Below are 21126 nucleotides of genomic sequence, written 5' to 3' on the forward strand. Positions count from 1 at the left end.
TGGATGGCAGCATGAAGCTTACCAAAGACTCTAACATTGAATTTTCCATGATGCAAAGATAAGATTTTTTTTCTTTCCCCACTATTTATCGGGTGAGCCCTGAATTCACCGATAAGCTGTAACAGATATCTGTTTTGGTTTACACCACTATCATTCTCACATTTAAAAAATCCGCATGGCGCAAAACTAAAACTTAACAATGACAAAGGAGACAAAGCCAGCAACGACAACATCATTTCACTCATAGCATTTAAGTTTTAGGTTGCTTCTTATACTCCCCAAATTCAGCGTTAACAAACTGGTATTAGATTAATGGAAACAAAAAAGGCATGGGAGTTTCTACTTCTCGCCCATCCCTGCTCTCAGGCCTTCGCATTGCCTCAACTCAAGGATAAGCAACGCAGCCAGCCCACGCCAAGTGGAATTATATATACAACACACAGCCATATAAAACTTATATGGCCATCATTGGGATATAATTCACCCACGCAGACGTTCCGTTGCATTATTTCTGTGAGCTGATTCAAAGTTTGCGAAGTTTTGAGAGCACAGAATTAACGTCCGTAAACGCCTTTCTGAAGTCAGCATCCTAAAAATGCCTAAACTTCAATCCATCGATGTTATGACCCCGCCCGTTCCCAGGGAACTGGCATCGTCGGTGGCAAAAATAACAATATTATATCAAATAAAAAAGTTTTTATGTTTATTTTTTATGTCACACGGTATTATTTTTACACACAATCGCCAATTTGTCTAGCATTGAAACGATTTTATAGACAAACGGTCGGCTGGCAGTATATTGGGTTTATATTATACAATTAAACTTATGTTTTCAGCCGTCTTTTTGTTTACTATTTGCGGCTTGCCGCCTGAACAAGCAGAGGCAGACGTCAACATAAAAATATCCCGGCCGTGGACTGCCGGAAAAACAGGCTATACACGAGACTAAAGACAAGAAAGACATTAAGGAAATATTGACTGAAAATCACATCAGCGGCGAGAACACACGCATCAGCGACTCAAGCAAACGGTGAGGGAACGAAAGACGGCGCGTACTCATATACTTTTCATAGTCGACACACTGCTTCACGTCTTCCATAAAGACCGACTTGATGCGAAGGGCCATATCACGGTCGTAGATAAAGGCGTTGACTTCAAAATTGTTGTCGAAGCTGCGGAAATCGATGTTGGTAGAACCGCAGGTTGACAGGCTGTCGTCGCTGACAAGCAGCTTTGAATGGTTGAAACCGGGCTTATACAGATAGACCTTAACACCGGCATCAACGCTCTCCTGCACGTATGAACGGCTTGCCCACTCAACGAATTTGGCGTCGGAGTGCAGCGGAACCATCAGCCTTACGTCTACTCCGGCAAGGGCTGCGGTGCGCATGGCAAAGAGCACCGGTTCGGTTGGCAGGAAATATGGCGTCTCCATATATACATATTTCTTTGCCTCCAGCAGTATGCGGACATACCCCTGCATCATCTCGGGCCACGGACTGATAGGGCTGCTGGTAACTATCTGCATTATGCAGTCGTTAGGGCGGATGTCGTCGTGGGGCGGATAATAGCAGCGGTTGCTGATGAGCGTGCGGTCGACGAAAAACCAGTCGACAAGGAAGGCGCGCTGTATGCCGTAGACGGCGCCGCCCCTTATGCGCAGATGAGTGTCGCGCCATGCGGTTCCGTTGCGGCCCTTGATATATCGCAGGGCTATGTTCATGCCGCCGATAAAGCCCACGCGGCCGTCTATAACGCACAGCTTGCGGTGGTTTCGGTAGTTGACCTTGCTGGTAAATGCAGGAAACTTGACCGGCATGAAGGCATGCACGTCTATTCCGGCATTGCGCATACGCTCGAAGAACGAATTGGGAACGTTCCAGCAGCCCACGTCGTCGTAGATGAAACGCACCTCAACGCCCTCTTTTGCCTTGGCAATGAGTGCGTCGGAAACGAGACAGCCCAGAGGGTCGTCGCATATAATATAGGTCTCGAGATGTATGTGATGGCGGGCTTGGGAGATGTCGCGCAGCAGAGCATGAAAGAATCCGCAGCCGTCGGTATAGATGTCGGTCTCATTGTTCTTGAAAGGCAAAGCCCAGTTTTGGCTGGCAAAGAGCTTTATGAGCACGCTGTGCTCGTCAGGCAGCACGAGGTTTTGCTGCTCGGCAAATCCGAGCATGGAGCGCTTTGTCAGCTGGTCCATGCTCTGCTGGCTAATGAGCTTCTCCTTGCGTGTGTTCTGCCCGAAGAAGAAATATAGCACGAAGCCCACAACGGGAAGGAATACAAGCACGAGTATCCACGCCATGGTCTTGGCCGGCTGACGGTTGTCCATGAGCACGGCTACCATTGCTGCTATCACTATGAATGCATAGAGCAAGAAGAATATCCAGTGTACGTAAATCATACGGTATGCCTTTTTACGTTATCTATTCCGCCTGCACGCAAGATGCCTGCGGCTGTATTCTCACTGCCTGAGTGCAACGTCCGGCCACGCAGCATGATGCTGCATGAGATGCTACGTCACACGATTATCTCGCTGCCGAGTTCTTTGGCTATCGAGTTGCGTATGCCCTGCATGTCCTTATATTCGGCCATGAGGCTCATCATCTTTTCGGTGTCGCCTGATGCCTGGGTTATCTCGCGCTTCAGGTCTTCCATCTTATGCTCAACATAGTCAAGGCGGAAGTCGAGTATGAGATGTATCACCTGGTTGCGGAGCGTGTCCTCATCTCTCTTCACCTGCAGGCTGCGGCTCAGTTGAAAATGGTCGATAGCCATGTCGGTGGCCACGCGGCTCACTTCGATGTCGGGATGATGGGTGAAGTAGGCCTCTGAGTTGAAGCCTTCGTCGTCGTTGTGTTCAACGGCTTCCTGCAGTATGCGGTTGTAAAGCTCGTTGTGAAACTTGAGTCCGTCTGCCCCGAGGTCGTAGCTGATATACTGCGACACGCTCAGGTTGATCTTTCCGCCGTCCTCGGTCTCCACATCTTTATATAGCACCTCGTTGCCGTGGCGTACCACCATCTGCGTGAGCATGTATTCTACCTTCGACTCTACATCCGACTTGGCGTCTACCTCCACTGCAGGCGGCTGTGCGGCGGCTCTTGCCTCCTCGCGCCTTGCCTCCTTGAGCTGCTCCTCCATCTCGCCCTGTATAAACTTGTTGACAGTGCTAACGAGCGTAGCCTCGTTTATGCCAAGCCGGTGTGAACATTCGGTCATGTATGTGGCCCTGGTTATCTGGTCGTCTATTACAGACACGCTCTTGATAATGCTGCTTATGGCCTGCGAGCGCTTTATCGGGTCGGTTACGCCCTTTAGCAGCAGGTTGGTCTTAAACTCGATGAAGTCGGTCTGATGCGCTTCGATATAGTCGCGAAACTCCTGTGCAGTGTGCTTACGCGCAAAGCTGTCGGGGTCGTCGCCGTCGGGCAACAGCAGCACCTTTACGTTCATTCCCTCGGCCAGGAGCATGTCTATGCCTCGTATAGAAGCATGTATGCCGGCAGAGTCGCCGTCGTAGAGCACGGTGATGTTTTTCGTAAAGCGGCGTATGAGGCGTATCTGCCCCGTGGTGAGCGATGTTCCCGACGATGCCACTACGTTTTCTACGCCGCTCTGGTGCATCGATGTAACGTCGATATATCCCTCGACGAGATAGCAGCGGTCGTTTCGCGTTATAGCCTGCTTGGCCTGATATATGCCGTAGAGCTCGTTGCTCTTGTGGTATATCTGCGACTCGGGCGAGTTGACATACTTTGCCACATTTTTATCGTTGGTAAGTATGCGCCCGCCGAAGGCCACCACGCGCCCCGTTATTGTATGCACGGGAAATATCACACGGCCGGCATATCTGTCCTGAAGCTGTCCGTTCTCCTTACGGTAGCACAAGCCGGTCTCTATCAGAAACTGCTCCTTGAAGCCTTTTGCCAGGGCTGCACGTGCCAGCGCGTCGCGTTCAGGCAGCGCATAGCCCAGCTGGAACTTATATATCGTGTCGTCGCGGAATCCGCGCGAACGGAAATACTGCATGCCGATGGCCTGCCCGTCGCGGGTGTTCATCAGGTTGTCCTGGAAGTATTTAAGCGCCCAGTCGTTCACGATGAACATACTCTCGCGCTCGCTCGCCTCGCGCTTCTCCTCGTCCGAGAGTTCGCGTTCCTGTATCTCTATGTGATATTTCTTGGCAAGCCACCTCAGCGCCTCGGGATATGTCATCTGTTCGTGCTCCATGATGAAGCCTACGGGATTGCCGCCCTTGCCGCACGAAAAGCAGTGGCAGTAGCCCTTGGCGGGCGACACCACGAACGAAGGAGTCTTCTCGTTATGGAAGGGGCACAGTCCCTTATAGTTTACGCCCGCCTTGCGGAGCGAAACAAACTCAGACACCACGTCAACAATGTTGGCGGCATCCATTATCTTGTCTATCGTTGCCTGATCTATCATAAGCATTAAAACGTCCGGCATATCACCGCCCTGCCGCCTTAGGCAGACGGAACGGCTGCGGACGAACTAATGCAAAATTAAATATAAATAGCGAGATAAGCAAATGGCCGACTGATTTTTGTATAATCGGAACATATATTTATCGGTACGACGGAACGGCAAACAGACCTGTCATGAAGGCATTACGGGATATTATGGACAAAGTGAGCCATGACGTCAGAATGACACTTTGCAAACCGGCGGAGCAGCATGACGCGCAAAACGTAAACAGAGAAAATACAACTTTACTGACCATTCTAGAGAAATATCCGCACCGAAAGCCACGAGGCGCAACGCAGACCGGCAGCCTCAACACGACAAAACGACCAACACAGCAGCAAAAACGAACTGCACCGCCGATATAACACAGTGCTTTTTAATACCTAAAAGAGTGCAAATCACAACCCGAAACGGCAACTTTCGACATGCAAAAGGCATGCTTTCAGCCAATAAAGCGCATCAAAAAGATGCACACGTCGACAGCAGTAGCCCGTAAACCACTGTAGAAGTGCGCCTTACACGCTGCACACCAATATCTGCATTATTCTCGTCCGGCGGAGTTTTATCTGCAAATATCGCAGTACGGAAGCGTCAGCAGAAATCAATATGTAAGCAAAGCAGCCGATTAAACGACATGAATTTTCATCGCTGCAAAGCTGCCGGAAAAGGCGCGCCGCACCACTGACGCAACGGCATACGGAAGGCGTCATGACCACGCATAAGACAATATGCAAAAAAAACGGAATTATGCGAAACATTAGTTATTTATGGTCTTTATTTTACTTTTTCATCGATAATTTACTTAAATTTGCACCCCAAATGGTCAAAAAGGCCACTGCAATCAGGCTGGAAGCACCGGCCAGAAAGACCGGACGCAACCGGCAAAAGCCTGAAAGACAACATTTTATTAACAATAAAGAGTAAAAGGAATGAAAAAAGTATTTGTAGCATTATGCATGGCAGGACTGCTCGCAGCCACAACGTCATGCAAGACATCTAACAGCGCTGCATCATCAGTGTCTGCACTAAACGGAGAATGGAAAATAACCGAAGTTAACGGTCAAAGCATAACAAAGGCAGACAACGACAACGAAGCCTTCATAGGATTCGACGTTGAAAAGAAGAGCATGTACGGAAGCACAAGCTGCAACCGCATCTTCGGCCAGCTTGACGCTGACGCAAAGAAGGGCACGATATCTTTCGGCACAGTAGGCAGCACACGGATGATGTGCCACGACATGAAGACCGAGGAGCAGGTGCTCAAGGCTGTCAACGAAGTTAAGGCTTACGAGCTGAAGGACAACAGCACGCTTACGCTGAAGTCAGCCGACGGAAAAGTGCTGATGACTCTGCAGAAGCGCAACAAGTAACAACAGCCTGCAAGACGGTGAGGCGGCATCAGCGCCTGACATCAGTGAAACAGAGCATTATTATGTGTGCGGACACAACGCGCGTTGCACATGCCGCAACCGTTTAAAAGGGTTTAAATACACGGGTAAAAACGTACGTTTTTGCCCGTTTTTTTTGTCAAAAAGCAAAAATAGTGTATTTTTGCAATCTAAGAATTTACATTATAAGCTTAATCTATGAATTTGAAAATCATCGTACTTGCAAAACAAGTACCCGACACGAGGAATGTGGGCAAAGATGCGATGACAGCCGAAGGCACTGTTAACCGCGCCGCGCTGCCGGCAATCTTTAACCCTGAAGACCTTAATGCCCTTGAACAGGCACTCAGACTGAAAGAACAGAATCCGGGCTCAACCGTAGGAATCCTCACCATGGGACCTCCGCGTGCAGCCGAAATAATCCGTCAGGGACTTTATCGTGGAGCCGACACAGGCTGGCTGCTTACCGACCGCCTGTTTGCCGGAGCTGACACCCTGGCCACTTCTTACGCACTGGCTACAGCCATCAAGAAGATTGGCGGAGCCGACATCATCATAGGCGGACGTCAGGCTATCGACGGCGACACCGCACAAGTAGGACCTCAGGTGGCTCAGAAGCTGGGTCTCGCTCAGGTTACCTATGCAGAGGAAATACTGAAATGCGAGGACGGAAAGCTCACCATACGCCGCCACATCGACGGAGGCGTTGAAACAGTAGAGACTCCGATGCCCGTGCTGATAACCGTAAACGGAAGCGCAGCACCATGCCGCCCCTGCAACGCAAAACTCGTTATGAAATACAAATACGCCACCGTTCCGCTCGAGCGCACACCCGACATGCCTTATGCCGAGCTCTACGAGAAGCGTCCTTATCTTACACTTAACCAATGGTCAGTGGCCGACGTTGACGGCGACCCGCAGCAGTGCGGACTGGCAGGCTCGCCCACAAAGGTGAAAGCCGTTAAGAACATCGTGTTCCAGGCAAAGGAATGCAAGACTCTCACATGCTGTGACGACGAGATCGACTGCCTCATCAAAGAACTGTTGGACGAAAAGATTATTGGATAAAAAGAACCTGAGGAACTGCCCGCCGCACATGCCTTCCGCCGCCTTAACGGCAACTGCGGACGCATGATACCACAGAAATGCACAAGGACACGTTCCCGGTTTTCTTTCACAAATAAAGCAAGTAAATTATGAATAACGTTTTTGTTTATTGCGAAATAGAGGGTACTGCCGTTGCCGAAGTATCTCAAGAATTACTCACCAAAGGACGCAAGCTGGCCAACCAGCTCGGTGTTGAGCTCAACGCCGTGGTTGCCGGTACAGGCATCAAGGGCAAAGTGGAAAGCCAGATACTGCCCTACGGCGTCGACAAGCTGTTTGTATTCGACGCTGAAGGACTGTTCCCCTACACATCCGCACCGCATACATCTATCCTGGTAAATCTGTTCAAGGAAGAACAGCCGCAGATTTGCCTCATGGGAGCAACCGTAATAGGCCGCGACCTCGGTCCGCGCGTATCGTCATCTCTCACAAGCGGACTCACCGCAGACTGCACACAGCTCGAGATTGGCGACTACGACGACAAGAAGACAGGCAAGCACTATGAGAACCTCCTGTATCAGATACGCCCCGCTTTCGGCGGAAACATCGTTGCCACTATCGTCAACCCTGACCACCGTCCGCAGATGGCTACAGTGCGCGAGGGCGTGATGAAGCGCGAGATTCTCGACGAGAACTACAAGGGCGAGGTGGTTTATGCCGACGTTGCGAAGTATGTTCCCACAACCGACTATATCGTAAAGGTTATCGACCGCCATGTTGAGAAGGCTAAGAACAACCTTAAAGGCGCACCCATCGTTGTTGCCGGAGGCTACGGCGTAGGCAGCAAGGAAGGCTTCGACATGCTGTTCAAGCTGGCAAAGGAACTTCACGGAGAGGTTGGAGCAAGCCGCGCCGCTGTTGACGCAGGCTTCGTTGACCACGACAGACAGATCGGACAGACCGGTGTAACCGTTCATCCTAAAGTATATATCGCCTGCGGTATCTCAGGCCAGATACAGCACATAGCCGGCATGCAGGACTCAGGCATCATCATCTCGGTGAACAACGACCCCGACGCTCCTATCAACCTGATTGCCGACTACGTAATCGTAGGCAACGTTGAAGACGTGGTTCCGAAACTCATCAAGTATTACAAGCAGAACAGCAAATAATCAAATAAACCGGGAGTTGAGCCTCACAGCCACAAGCCGGCACAGCATGCCCTACGCATCGCGACAGCCGGCGCACGGCGGCAGACACAAGGCAAGGCCCTGACACGACGCCAGCCGCAACACAGCTCCCATTTATCTCATAAAAAGAATAACAACAATGGCAAACTATTATACAGACCATCCTGAGTTTGAGTTTCACCTCAACCATCCTTTAATGAAAAGGATTGTCGAACTGAAGGAGCGCAACTTCGCCGACAAGGATGAATATGCAGACGCACCTGTTGACTATCAGGACGCTTTGGAGAATTATAAAAGAGTGCTTGAGATTACAGGCGACATTGCTGCCAACGTGCTCGAGCCCAACAGTGAGGAAGTAGACCTCGAGGGTCCGCACCTCGTTGACGGACGCATGCACTACGCATCGAAGACCTACGAGAACCTTGACGTTACACGCAAGGCAGGACTCTGGGGCATATCAATGCCTCGCCGTTACGGCGGCCTCAACATGCCGGTAACTCCCTACTCTATGGCTTCTGAGATTGTTGCCGCAGCCGACGCCGGCTTCCAGAACATATGGAGCCTTCAGGACTGTATAGAGACTCTCTATGAGTTCGGCAACGAGGAGCAGCGCCAGAAGTATATTCCGCGTGTCTGCGCAGGCGAGACAATGAGTATGGACCTCACAGAGCCCGATGCAGGTTCCGACCTGCAGCGCGTAATGCTCAAGGCAACATACAGCGAGGAAGAAGGCTGCTGGCTGCTCAACGGCGTAAAGCGCTTCATCACCAACGGCGACTCTGACATCCACCTCGTTCTGGCAAGAAGCGAAGCCGGCACACACGACGGCCGCGGACTGTCAATGTTTATCTATGACAAGCGTCTGGGCGGCGTAACAGTGCGCCACATTGAGAACAAGCTGGGTATCCACGGCTCACCTACCTGCGAGCTTGTATACAAGAACGCCAAGGCTGAGCTTTGCGGAAGCACACGCATGGGTCTTATCAAATATGTAATGGCACTTATGAACGGCGCACGTCTGGGCATCGCAGCACAAAGCGTGGGCGTAAGCCAGGCTGCATACAACGAAGCTCTTGCATACGCCAAGGAGCGCAAGCAGTTTGACAAGGCCATCATTAACTTCCCGGCCGTATACGACATGCTGGCACGCATGAAGGCAAAACTCGACGCCGGACGCAGCATTCTGTATCAGACAGCACGCTACGTTGACCTCTACAAGGCTCTCGAGGACATCTCGAAGGAGCGCAAGCTCACACCTGAGGAGCGCCAGGAGATGAAGACCTACACACGTCTGGCAGACGCATTCACACCGCTGGCAAAGGGTATGAACTCTGAATATGTAAACCAGAACGCCTACGACGCAATACAGGTTCACGGCGGTTCGGGCTTCATCATGGAGTATAAGAGCCAGCGCCTCTACCGCGATGCACGTATCTTCTCTATCTACGAGGGTACGACACAGCTGCAGGTGGTTGCCGCTATACGCTACATCACCAACGGAACTTACCTCTCTATCATCAAGGAGATGCTGGCTGAAGAGGTTGCCGAAGAGCTGAAGCCGCTGCAGGTACGCGTTGCCAAGATGACAGAACTCTATGAGCAGGCCGTAAACTATGTAAAGGAGGCAGGCAACCAAGAGGTTCAGGATTTCCTTGCACGCCGTCTGTACGAGATGACCGGCGACATAATCATGTCACTGCTCATATTGAGCGACGCCACACGTGCTCCTCACCTCTTCACAAAGAGCGCCAACGTATATGTACGCCATGCTGAGGCTGAGGTGATCGGCCACTCTGCTTATGTAAAGAGCTTCATCGAGGAAGACTTGGTAAACTTCCGCGCAGTTGAGGAGAAAGCCGCAGAGGAATAAACAATGAACAAACGAAAAGACATGAAGACGGTCTCGGCAAAGATATCTGAAAGTCTTTTTATTTGATACGTTACTACGCGTAACAACAACAGCCAGGCACATACGGAACCGGTTTCCGCTATGTGCCTGGCTTCGTTTTTACCATATTCTGTTATCTGCCATATAACAATCTGCCCGACTTATGCAGCCACTCGCTGCCAGGCAGAATGACAGAAAAACTTTTTCTTAAAAAACTCGTCACTCGTCACAACCGGCCTTAACATGCAGAATATCAGCAAGATGCAGTGTGACGAGTTGAATTGTCAACTCATCACAACTCGTCACATGACGCTTTTTCGCCCCCTAAACCGGCCATCATTATTCTGCTTTGTTGCGGTATGTTTCCGGCAGAGACTGCCGACCACGATACGAAAGGCAGACGGCAAGACGACAACGGAAAAGACTAGAACGGCTTAGAGCATATATGTGTCTGTAGGATAAATCAAATTCGGGCAATGAACGGTTGACGGTTAAACGCACAGCGCCACACTACGAAAGTTTCAGGCACGTCCGCATGACGCTCATTTCCACACCTGCCATCCGTCTACAAGACTGAACAGACGGCCGAGCGACTTGCTGTATGCCGCCGGATAATGCAGCGCATAGACAAACCATACATTGTCGCCCTTGACATATTTTGCATAATAACGGAATCCGTCGATGAGCATCCCGTCCTCATAAAGCGGCGACGACACCACAAAGCTGTTGCCCCTGCGGCGGCATGAGTCGGCCTTCATGGCAGAGGCTATCGAGTCCATATACTCCTTGAAGCCGCGCTCCTTTCTGTCGTAGACCACGTAGCACTCTATCGTAAGCTGCCAGAAGTCGAAGCGCGAGCATCCGAAATAGCGGCCGGTGGTGTCGTTGTTCTTTACGAATATGTCGGGATAACGTGCCACGAAGCCAAAGTCGCGGTCTTTATATTCTGCAAGCGGCGCCACATTGAGCCTCTCCATGAGCCGCCGTTCCATGTCGGGCATATCGTCCTTGCGGTCAAGGGCGTCTATGCCGAAAGCCAAAGCCGTGAGCAAGATGGCAAAAACAAGTATCTTTCGCATAATGCTTAAATCTGAACTATCCGGGTTGTTACATTGCGCAAGCATGCTGCCGCTGCTGCCGGACATTCAGTCTGCATGCCGAAGGCACACATACCGACGGCTGAGCGGCAGCAGCCCGGCGCAAGCTGTGGCAACTATGCAAAAGTAACGATTTGGCTTTTTTGCAGTGAAAAAACTTACTGACATTTGTCTGACATTTCACGGATAACGCCCCGAAATGAATGTCAGACAGCAAAGACCGGGAACACCCGCTTTGCAAAAGGTCATCTTTCAGCCTGCAAAAGGGCACCTTTTACAAGCTAAAAGGCCGTCTTTCGGAAGGTGAAAGACGGCCTTTTGTAACGTGCTGAATATGTGTAGGTTACGAAAGACATAAGCAACGGCGACATGATGCGGCAAGAGCATCATGCAGGCAGGGCTGCATCCGCCACACCGGCCAAGACTAACCGACGATATGCATCTGCCTCAGCCGCTACCTGCAAGCCCTGGGCGCATACTATTTCAGCATTATTATGCGGCGCAGGATGAGCGTCTTATACTGATGCTTCATGTCTTCCGGCAGGAACGACATGTCGATAAGCTCAAACCACTTAGGCAACACGCGGCTGAACTTGCGCGCCATGTTCTCTATCACCTTCTCCTCAATGCCCGACGAAGCTATCGACTTTATGAAGTCGGCCTTGCGCAGCTTGCGCTTCTTTCCGTTGAGCGTCAGAGCCAGTTCCTCGGTGTCCTCGGGCATTACGAGGGCCGTTGAGAGCATGTCGTAAGCCGGAGTGAGCGTATACGAGCCGTCCATGGCGTTGTAAAGCGAGAAGTTTTTCAGATGCATGTCGGCGTTGCCCGTTATCCATGAGAAGACGACAACCTCCCAGAAGTTTACCACATCGAGCTTCGGCGTGGCCGAATATTTCTTTATCGCCTTGGCTATCTGCTCGTAAGAACCTTTATATTTATACTCGGTAAGCCTCTCCGTCAGCTGGCACATATCCTCCATCGGTATCTTGTGTCCGTCGGCCGTGCGGTCTATTCGCCTTGTTATGTAGCACAGCTCGCCGTCGCTGAAGCGTATAAGACTATGCGGAACGACGGTTATCTTGGCTGCCTCGGCCAGATGCATCGTCAGGTCTTCAAGCTCGGGCAGCGCGCGGTATGTGGTGGTCTGAGGCTTCAGGATGAAGCGTCCCCACAGGCCAACGATGGTAAAGCGGTCGGGCTCGTTCCTGCCTCCGCGGTCGATGTCGAGCGAGAGCTTTGCCTGCACACCCGTAAGCGTAGTCTGACTGCGCACCACCTGACGCGCCAGGTCGCCCAGCTGCGCCCTGACATAAGGCAATGAAGGCGCATTGCGCGTGCCGAAAAACTTGCGGGCACAAGCCGGATGAAAGTCGGTCTGCCCCTCCTTCAACTCCTTGTAACAATAAAGACACCTCATGGTTAATTCATAATTATTAGTTCATAATTCATAATTGAATAAACAAAAGAACACCGAGAAAGAGGATTTAAATTTTTAATTTTTACCTTTTAATTTTTCATTCTTCCCGTTCTTCCTCCTTGTCGTCCTGTTCCGGCACCACGCTCACAGCCCCTATGCAGTCCTTGCAGCAGGCAAGAAGCAGAGACATGCGGTCGCGCTGGTTTATCTTCCAGCTCTTCTCAGCAATGTTGAGGAGCCATCCCTCAGGAATAAGTCCGTCGAAAAACGGAAACAGCACGGTGTCGTGATAAGGCTTGTCGGTAAGCGGCAGTGTAAGGCTGACGGCCTCCGCCCCGTCGGAAGCAAGAAAGTCGGGGTCGTACAAGAACGTAAATCCGTTCTCGTCTTCAGTGAGTCGCCCTGCCAGACGGTCGTAAAGATATACTATCGCTGTTTTCATAGGCACAAGGTTTTAGTCTGTAAGGAATAAAAAACACGGAGACAAACACGCCATACGGCCATGCCCCGCATAACGGCACACGGCACAGCCTACTCATGTTCGCGCCCGGAGCGTATCTCCACGGCACCCACCTGTCGGCCAAAAAGGCTCAGCACTTGGTTCACTTTGTCCATGCGCAAGGTCTGCTTGCCCTGCTCCAGCTCACGGACAAAGCGCAGACCAACGCCCGACTTGTCGGCCAGGTCTACCTGAGTGAGGTTAAACTTCTTTCGCATTTCTTTAACAAAATCTGCTATCAGTCTGTCGTCCATTTTATACCCGTTTGGGTACAAATATACAAAAGAAATATAACAATTATACCTTTTAGGGTATAATTTTATTAATTTTATCTCATATTACACCCTATCGGGTATAAACATAAGTAATATTACCAAACTTTTTATTAAATAAAATTAGGCATAAAAACTAAAAAAGGCAGGCTAGCCATGACGGACTAGCCTGCCTTATGGTCAAGGACGGCACAGCGCCTCGCACACGCGGTCTTGAAAACGGCGGCCCGAAGACGAGTGTCTTATGCCCATGTTGATTATCGAGAAGCACAGCACATGGCCGTTGGCAGCCGTGCAATAGCCCGCAAGGGCACTCACGCCGGTAACGGTTCCGGTCTTGGCATGCACGTTGCCGCGAGCATATCCGCGCTGCATGCGGTCGTCGAGCGTGCCGTCAACGCCGGCCACAGGCATGAGCTCGCGCAGCGGCTCATATATCTTTTTATGCTTATAGGCATATTTCAGGAATGCCACCTCAAGCTCGGGCGACACATAATTATACAGAGAAAGGCCGCTGCCGTCGGCAATGTAATACTTTGAAGGCTTGAAGCCGAGCTGCTGAATCAGCCGGTTCATAACCTGGCGGCCCTGCTTAGCCGTGGCTGGAGCATAAGAACCGGAAGACGCTGCCAAATGATAGAACACCGATTCGGAATAAAGATTGTCGCTCTTTTTCATCATGCGGATCATCACGTCGCCTATAGCCCGCTCAACGGTGCATATCCTGCGGGCGTTGCCGGGCGTGCGGCATGAGCGCACGCTGCCGTCTACGACGATGCCTGCCCTGTCAAGTTTCTTTCTGAACGACTCCACAAATTCGTCCTTTCGCGATACTAGCAGCGGCGATAGCACGGGGTTGTCGTCGTCCCAGCACCATCCCTCGCCAAGGCGGTCGTCGTCTTTCATGGAGAAATCGGCACAGATGTCGCCTGCAATAGTGTCGATGCCAAGACTCTTCAGGCTGTCTACGAAGTCGTTGAGGTCGGACGTTGTGAACGCAGGGTCAAAGTCGCCCTTGCAATAAATATCACCCCTGAGCACACAGCTGTCTATCGTACCTGAATAAGAAAGCGTGGTCTTATACTTATATCCATAGCCCAGCCTGTCGAGCGCGGCCACAGCCACCATCATCTTCAGCGAGCTTGCCGGACGCATAAGCTGCCGCGCGTTGTGGCAGAATATAGCCGAGTCGGCCGTAAGGTCGTACACCATAATGCCCACTGTCGACGTCTCGAACATGTCGTTCTCAAGAAGCGAGCCTATCCTTGCCTTTACATTTGCCGGCCAGGGCAGGTCTTCTTCGGATATAACGGTGTCGGCGTCGGCCGTGTCTTCGTCATTAACGGCATATGCCTCCATGCTTCCGCGCCCGCTTGCCGCGCCTGCCATGCCCGTCACAGACACCATGGCAACCAGCATCAAGGCAAAAAACAGCTTTATTGCAGATTCTGTATTTCTGTTATTCTTTATCTTCATCTTTATTAATGTTTAAGCTTATGCGCTCCTGCCGGTCTCTCACCTCGCGCATGAAGGCCTCCTCATTGATCGGCTGCACAGTGGTTTCATGGCCTGCGCCATACTCTATAAGGATGTATCTCACGCCAAGCAGACCGGGTCTGACCACCCTCATGCGGATAATCTCGTTGACGGGGACAGACAGGCTGCGCGAAAAGCGGCCGCGACTGATAATCAGCCGTCCGTCGGACGTGAGCACATAGACCGTATGTATTATCCTCTCTATCATCAGGACGACGACACCCATAAGCAAAAAGCCCACAAGGGCATTGACGGCAGAGCGGTGCCATAAAGAATATATGGCTGCCCCTGCAACTATAGCTATGCACGTGTAATTGAGCCACGACGCACGATAATGGAAAGAACGGTTCACTGAAACACTGTTTTTTAATATTTGCCGTATGGCAGAATGCCATTGCCGGTCTTACGGCACGAAAGCAGCGCAGCGGCAGATAACACGCCTGCGGGCGACAAAAGCGCGCCGACGAAGCCGGCAGACAGGCCACACGGACCACCAACATCTATTTTTTTGACCATGCAAAGGTAGCTATTTTATCATTAAAAGTGGCATTTTGATGTTTTAAAGTAACCTTATATATGTCAAAAATAGAAATCAGGCACACTCAATTTCAAAAATTCTTATTACTTTTGCAAATGTTTTATAATATATCTTTATGGTATTCAAATACGACTTTTTGATTATCGGCGCAGGAGTTGCCGGTATGAGCTATGCCCTTAAAATTGCAAGAGCACACAAAGGCAAGATATGTATTATTTGCAAAACTACACTTGACGAGGCAAACACAGCGTTTGCCCAAGGCGGCGTAGCGTCAGTAACCAACCTCAAGGTGGACAACTTTGAAAAGCACATTGAGGACACAATGATTGCGGGTGACTACATAAGCGACCGCAAGGCTGTGGAGCAAGTTGTAAGAAACGCGCCGGCGCAAATAGCAGAACTCGTCAAATGGGGAGTGAACTTCGACAAGAAAGAGAACGGAGAGTTTGACCTTCACCGCGAAGGAGGACACTCTGAGTTCCGTATCCTTCACCATGCCGACGACACGGGAGCCGAGATACAGAGAGGCCTGATGGAGGCTGTGAGGAACACGCCGGAGATAGAAATAAAGGAAAATCACTTTGCGGTAGAGATTATAACGCAACACCATATGGGCATCGAGGTGACAAGACGCACACCTGACATTGAGTGCTACGGTGCCTACGTGCTGAATCCTGACACAGAGAAGGTGGACACTTACCTGAGCAAGGTTACGCTTATGTGTACGGGAGGATGCGGAGCCGTGTACCAGTCGACCACCAACCCGATTATATCTACGGGCGACGGCGAGGCCATGGTATACCGCGCAAAGGGAACAGTGCAGGACATGGAGTTCGTACAGTTCCACCCGACAGCGCTCTATCATCCCGGAGAGACTCATCCGGCATACCTCATCACCGAGGCAATGCGCGGCTACGGAGGCATACTGAGGCTGCCTAACGGCGAGTCGTTCATGGAAAAATACGACAAGCGCCTGTCGCTTGCGCCACGCGACATCGTTGCACGCGCTATAGACAAGGAGATGAAGATTCACGGACTTGACCACGTATGCCTTGACGTTACGCACAAGGACGCAGAGGAAACCAAGCATCACTTCCCCAACATCTACCAGAAGTGTCTGTCGATAGGCATTGACATCACAAAAGACTATATACCCGTAAGACCTGCAGCCCACTATATGTGCGGAGGCATCAAGGTTGACCTCAACGGCGAATCGAGCATACACCGCCTGTATGCCATAGGCGAATGCTCATGCACCGGACTGCACGGAGGCAACCGTCTGGCAAGCAACTCGCTGATTGAGGCCGTTGTATATGCCGACGCTGCGGCACGCCACTGCCTCGAGCATGTTGACGAATACAGCTTCAACACGCAGATTCCCGAGTGGAACGACGAGGGAACGATGACCAACGAGGAGAAGGTTCTCATAACACAGAGCGTAAAGGAGGTTGGCCAGACCATGAGCAACTACGTGGGCATAGTAAGAAGTAACCTGCGACTGAAGCGCGCATGGGACCGCCTCGACCTGCTGTATGAGGAGACCGAAGCCCTGTTTAAGCGCGTAAAGGCAAGCCGCGACATCTGCGAGCTGCGCAACATGATCAACGTGGGCTACCTGATTACGCGTCAGGCAATAGAGCGCAAGGAGTGCCGCGGACTTCACTACACGATAGATTATCCGCTCCACGCCTACGACAACAAGAAAGACTGACAAGCCGAGGGCTTTGCTACCAGCGCGAGGAAAGATGCCCAAACGCCGGACGCACGCCTGAAACTGATGATAAAACAGACAAGAGTCTGCCGCCCTTAACTCACGGACGGCAGACTTTTTTTGTGCCTTTTCGCATGGCAGGCAAGGCGGATAATTATGTACAGAGTTTTCTGTAATCTGGAAGACGGACTTTAAACGGATGTTAATTTAATACTGACTAAAGTCCCATTTCATTAACTTACGTTCACAAAATCGGCATAAAATAGCCAACAAATCATCAGTTTTCCACACTGAAAGCAGTGAGTTTGCGTCATGATTTGTGCCGTTTTGCATCATGAAAGCTATGCTTTTGGCATACAAAAGGCCACGTTTTGCATTCTCAAACCATACGCATAATCGTACATTTAAGCATAACCATCTGATAGACAAGACATTACATAGTACATTAAAAAATTGGAGTTTTTCATCCGAAACCATGCTTTTGCCAAGAGCATGGGCATTCTGAGAGCGTCAAAATCAAAAAGTTTTCTGTTTGCAATGCCACAAAACACGACAAGCGTAACCTGCCCTAACAGGCTGAGGCGCATACGATCAGGCACAGAAAAACCGTCAGACAGCATTAAGTTGTAAGCCCTGCGGCTTGCAGAAGTGACATAAATATCTTATTTTTGCAGACAGAGACACATGTTAAACCTTGCGGCAGGCTACGGCACACACCAACAGGCCGGCCGGCAAAAACAAAAGACACGGCAACATGAACAACACTTTGATAATCAAGCTGACTGCATTTCTGACGGCACTGCTATGCATGGCTTCATGCACGGTAGGCGGAGACGACGACAACGAATACGGAAAAGGTATGCTGGAAGAAGGCACCATTGCCCCCGACTTCATGATATACACCGACAGCCGGCCCGAGGGCTTCGCGCTCAGCTCGCTGCGCGGACAGTATGTTCTGATAGAGTTTTGGGCGTCGTGGTGTCCCGACTGCCAGAAAGAAACCGAAAACATGAAGCAGATGTATGCCACTTATGCTCCGCAGGGCGTGGTGTTTGTTGGCGTTTCGTTCGACACCGACAGAGACCAATGGCAGCAGTATATCAGCGAGAACGGTCTTAGCTGGATTCAGTTCAGCGAATTAAAGCCGTGGAAAGAGAGTTCTATTTCCACGGCTTATAACGTCAGGTGGATTCCCACCTTATATCTTATCGACAAAGACGGCCGCGTGGTGCTTGGCACGGTCAGCGTGGCCGAGATGAGCAGCAGGCTCGCCGCCCTTGGTCTTAGCGGTCAGTAACGGCTGTAACAGGACTGCCGATGCTGCCGTTAGGAATCTGTATGTCTATCATGGCGCACACCGTAGGCACGATGTCTGTCATCCACACTCTTTCGTGAGTCTCGCCCGGCTCTACGTGCCATCCCATCAGCAGGAACGGAATGTGCGCGTCGTAGGGGTTCCATGTGCCGTGAGTTGTTCCGCCGTCAATCTTCTCTCCATACACATCATAGTTGGCCGGCTGCACTATCAGCTGTATGTCGCCGCTGCGCATGCGGTTGTATCCGTTGATAATCTTCTCGCGGATAAGTGCAGGAACCGTTGCATCCGACACGTGCTCAAGGTCAACCACATAAGCAAACATCGGGTCTTTCTTCAGCCACTCAATGGCAGCCTTCTTCACGTCGTCAAGACTTACCGCCATAGCCTCAACGGCCTCATGGTTGATAAACACCTTGTAGCTGTCTATGCAGCGCACCAGACTGGTCTTTGAACCGAACTTGTTCATGAGATACGCGTCAAGTTCCTTCTCAACCTTCGGCACCACAAAGCCGTCGGCAGGAATGCCGTGTTCGCGCGACAGAAGTATGCTGTTGGCAGCTCCGTGGTCGGCCATGAGGAACACGAGATACTGGTCCTTGCCTACATTCTGGTCGAGATAGCCGAACAGGTCGGCCAGACGCTTGTCGAGGTCAACATAAATCTCACACGTTTTGTCGCTGTGAGTGCCATACTTATGGCCTATCATGTCTGTGCAAGAGAAGCTTACAGTAAGCAGGTCGGTTACATTGTCGCCGCCGAGCTGCTCTCCTGCCACGGCAGCCTTGGCCATTTCCTCAGTTATCTTGTTGCCGAGCGGCGTGTAGCATATCTGGTCTTTCGTCACCTTTCCGATGCTCTTGTTATAGTCAACGGCCCACTCCGGCAGTTCTTTCATATAGTAGGTGCTGCTTATGAAGGTGCCTGTTGAATAGTCAATCCAGTAAGCTCCGTCGGCAGCATGTCCTGCAGGGAGTATTGCGGCGCGGTCTTTGAGCGACACGCCGATGACTTTTGCCTTAAAGTCGGTGGCTATTTTAAGCTCGTCGCCGATGGTGGTTGTGAGCATGTTGCGGGGCGACATCTTGCCCTCAGCCGACTTGCTGCCCACTGTGCTGACGGTTGAGTCGGAGCAGCAGTACACCATCTTGCCGTTCAGCAGGAAGTTGTTGCCTGCTATTCCGTGTATGGCAGGCACGGTGCCGGTGTATATCGACGCATGGCCAACTGCCGTTATCGAGGGCACATAGTTTATCATCGTGTTCTCACAACTGAAGCCCTCGTTCATAAGACGCCTGAATCCGCCTTCGCCAAACATGTCGTAATAACGGTAAAGATAGTCCCAGCGCATCTGGTCAACAACAATTCCCACAACGAGTTTCGGCCTATCGGCTCCCGCAGCCAACGCTCTGGCGCTGCCAAAGGCCGTGAACATCAACACCGCCGCAACGGCATTAGCAAGTAAAGAAAATCTTTTCATCTTTTGTGTATATTAATTACAGTTTGTTCAGGGTGCTAAATTAACAACACCGGTTTACACGAATGTTTCACCGGTGTTACAATTAAGCTACGCAGCACCACACAAAGTGCGGTGCTGCGTATATGCTAATAAGTAAAATTCTGTTACAGATCCTCGCCCGTGTACTCGAGCAGCGGCAGCGTTCCCCTGAGTGCCCCGAGGGCGTTGTAGGCAAGAGAGCCCATCTCGTCCTCGCCCGGACAGATAACCACAGGAGCTATATATTCTACCTGTGTCTTCAGTCTGTCGGTGCAATAAGTGTCGTAGGCAATACCGCCGGTAAAGATAATGGCGTCCACCTTTCCTACAAGGGCCACATACATGGCGCCTATCTGCTTGGCGATGGTGTAGAGCATGGCGTCTACTACGTTCTTGGCGTGCTCGTCGCCTTCCTCAACATTGCGCGAGATTGTTATCATGTCGTTGGTGCCGAGATAAGCCGTGAGACCTCCGCGGCCGCTTATCATCTGCTTGATCTGCTTCTGTGTGTATTCTCCGCTGAAGCACATCGCAACGAGCTGGCCTGCCGGAAGCGTGCCCGCACGCTCTGTTGAGAAAGGTCCTTCGCCGTCGAGGGCGTTGTTTACATCAATCACCTTTCCCTTGCGGTGCGCACCAATAGATATTCCTCCGCCAAGATGCACGACGATGAGGTTAAGGTCTTCATACTTGCGGCCTATCGAAGCGGCGTATCTTCTCGCAACAGCCTTCTGGTTGAGGGCGTGGAACACCGACTTGCGCTCCATGCCGGGAATGCCCGTGAAGCGTGCTTCGGGACAAAGCTCGTCGACAACCACAGGGTCGGCTATATATGCCGGACAAGAGCAGCGCACGGCAATCTCGTCTGCAATGAGCGCTCCGAGGTTGCAGGCATGCTCCATCTGGGCATGTATGAGGTCGTGCTTCATCTTGTCGTTGACGGCATAAACGCCTCCCTTAAGAGGCTTCAGCAGTCCGCCGCGTCCGATAACGGCGTCGAACTTCAGCTCGATGCCGGCCTCCTCAAGACACTTGAGGATGAAATCACGACGATATTCGTATTGGTCACTGATATGATGGAATGCGGCAAGCTCGCTCACCGGATGGTGTGCACCGGTCATCCATACAGACTTTTCGTCTTCATAAACAGCAAGTTTAGTTGACGTAGAGCCAGGGTTTATTACAAAAATTTTCATTCAAGACAAATTGTATAAATGATAAGTTAAAGAACAATTATCT

General features: G+C 51.1%; 18 protein-coding genes. 6 read left to right on the forward strand and 12 right to left on the reverse strand.

Annotated elements, in window-relative coordinates; all coding sequences use genetic code 11:
- The 3 genes from ACZMIG_RS12135 to dnaG form a co-directional block, all read right to left on the reverse strand.
- On the reverse strand, nt 1–245 hold a 245-nt coding region (locus ACZMIG_RS12135; RefSeq protein WP_487889625.1), incomplete at its 3' end, for a hypothetical protein.
- A gap of 740 nt (nt 246–985) precedes the next feature.
- On the reverse strand, nt 986–2410 hold the full coding sequence (gene cls, locus ACZMIG_RS12140; protein WP_418873930.1) for a cardiolipin synthase: 1425 nt from the start codon (nt 2408–2410) through the stop codon (nt 986–988).
- Nucleotides 2411–2526: 116 nt separating this feature from the next.
- On the reverse strand, nt 2527–4452 hold the full coding sequence (gene dnaG, locus ACZMIG_RS12145; protein ID WP_053397994.1) for a DNA primase: 1926 nt from the start codon (nt 4450–4452) through the stop codon (nt 2527–2529).
- A 968-nt stretch (nt 4453–5420) separates the two neighbouring features.
- Here dnaG and ACZMIG_RS12150 point away from each other — a divergent pair.
- The 4 genes from ACZMIG_RS12150 (at nt 5421) to ACZMIG_RS12165 (ending at nt 9986) form a co-directional block, all read left to right on the forward strand.
- On the forward strand, nt 5421–5861 hold the full coding sequence (locus ACZMIG_RS12150; RefSeq protein ID WP_021855676.1) for an META domain-containing protein: 441 nt from the start codon (nt 5421–5423) through the stop codon (nt 5859–5861).
- A 216-nt stretch (nt 5862–6077) separates the two neighbouring features.
- Nucleotides 6078–6947, forward strand: coding sequence for an electron transfer flavoprotein subunit beta/FixA family protein (locus ACZMIG_RS12155; RefSeq protein WP_053397941.1), 870 nt, complete (start codon nt 6078–6080; stop codon nt 6945–6947).
- Nucleotides 6948–7075: 128 nt separating this feature from the next.
- On the forward strand, nt 7076–8098 hold the full coding sequence (locus ACZMIG_RS12160; protein WP_487889626.1) for an electron transfer flavoprotein subunit alpha/FixB family protein: 1023 nt from the start codon (nt 7076–7078) through the stop codon (nt 8096–8098).
- Nucleotides 8099–8255: 157 nt separating this feature from the next.
- Complete coding sequence (locus ACZMIG_RS12165) at nt 8256–9986, forward strand: acyl-CoA dehydrogenase family protein (protein ID WP_487889627.1); 1731 nt, start codon at nt 8256–8258, stop codon at nt 9984–9986.
- Nucleotides 9987–10546: 560 nt separating this feature from the next.
- Here the strand turns inward: ACZMIG_RS12165 and ACZMIG_RS12170 are convergent.
- The 7 genes from ACZMIG_RS12170 to ACZMIG_RS12200 form a co-directional block, all read right to left on the reverse strand.
- Entirely contained in the window at nt 10547–11083 is a 537-nt protein-coding gene (locus tag ACZMIG_RS12170; RefSeq protein WP_288950716.1) for a hypothetical protein, read from the reverse strand.
- 496 nt (nt 11084–11579) lie between these two features.
- Entirely contained in the window at nt 11580–12518 is a 939-nt protein-coding gene (locus ACZMIG_RS12175; protein ID WP_053397944.1) for a HipA domain-containing protein, read from the reverse strand.
- A gap of 97 nt (nt 12519–12615) precedes the next feature.
- The gene (locus ACZMIG_RS12180) at nt 12616–12960 is read right to left on the reverse strand and encodes a HipA N-terminal domain-containing protein (protein WP_021855682.1); all 345 of its coding nucleotides are present in this window, start codon (nt 12958–12960) and stop codon (nt 12616–12618) included.
- An 89-nt stretch (nt 12961–13049) separates the two neighbouring features.
- Nucleotides 13050–13271 (reverse strand): helix-turn-helix transcriptional regulator, encoded by a 222-nt coding sequence (locus tag ACZMIG_RS12185; RefSeq protein WP_021855683.1) that lies wholly within the window; start codon nt 13269–13271, stop codon nt 13050–13052.
- Between the two features lie 198 nt (nt 13272–13469).
- On the reverse strand, nt 13470–14765 hold the full coding sequence (gene dacB / locus ACZMIG_RS12190; protein WP_288950720.1) for a D-alanyl-D-alanine carboxypeptidase/D-alanyl-D-alanine endopeptidase: 1296 nt from the start codon (nt 14763–14765) through the stop codon (nt 13470–13472).
- Nucleotides 14749–15177, reverse strand: coding sequence for a PH domain-containing protein (locus tag ACZMIG_RS12195; protein ID WP_487889628.1), 429 nt, complete (start codon nt 15175–15177; stop codon nt 14749–14751). Before ACZMIG_RS12195 ends, dacB begins: the two co-directional genes overlap by 17 nt.
- A 14-nt stretch (nt 15178–15191) precedes the next feature.
- Nucleotides 15192–15341 (reverse strand): hypothetical protein, encoded by a 150-nt coding sequence (locus tag ACZMIG_RS12200; RefSeq protein ID WP_487889629.1) that lies wholly within the window; start codon nt 15339–15341, stop codon nt 15192–15194.
- Between the two features lie 137 nt (nt 15342–15478).
- Between ACZMIG_RS12200 and nadB the strand changes: the two genes are divergently transcribed.
- Together nadB and ACZMIG_RS12210 are read left to right on the forward strand one after the other, a co-directional pair.
- Entirely contained in the window at nt 15479–17074 is a 1596-nt protein-coding gene (gene nadB, locus ACZMIG_RS12205; RefSeq protein ID WP_021855687.1) for an L-aspartate oxidase, read from the forward strand.
- A 754-nt stretch (nt 17075–17828) separates the two neighbouring features.
- A complete protein-coding gene (locus tag ACZMIG_RS12210; RefSeq protein ID WP_021855688.1) occupies nt 17829–18371 on the forward strand; it encodes a TlpA family protein disulfide reductase in 543 nt (180 codons plus the stop codon).
- Here ACZMIG_RS12210 and ACZMIG_RS12215 read toward each other — a convergent pair.
- Nucleotides 18358–19869, reverse strand: a complete 1512-nt coding sequence (locus ACZMIG_RS12215; protein WP_418873937.1) for an alkaline phosphatase family protein — start codon at nt 19867–19869, stop codon at nt 18358–18360. The genes ACZMIG_RS12210 and ACZMIG_RS12215 overlap by 14 nt on opposite strands.
- A gap of 143 nt (nt 19870–20012) precedes the next feature.
- The gene (buk, locus tag ACZMIG_RS12220; protein WP_487889630.1) at nt 20013–21083 is read right to left on the reverse strand and encodes a butyrate kinase; all 1071 of its coding nucleotides are present in this window, start codon (nt 21081–21083) and stop codon (nt 20013–20015) included.
- Between the last annotated feature and the right edge of the window lie 43 nt (nt 21084–21126).

Source organism: Xylanibacter sp., from assembly GCF_057607445.1.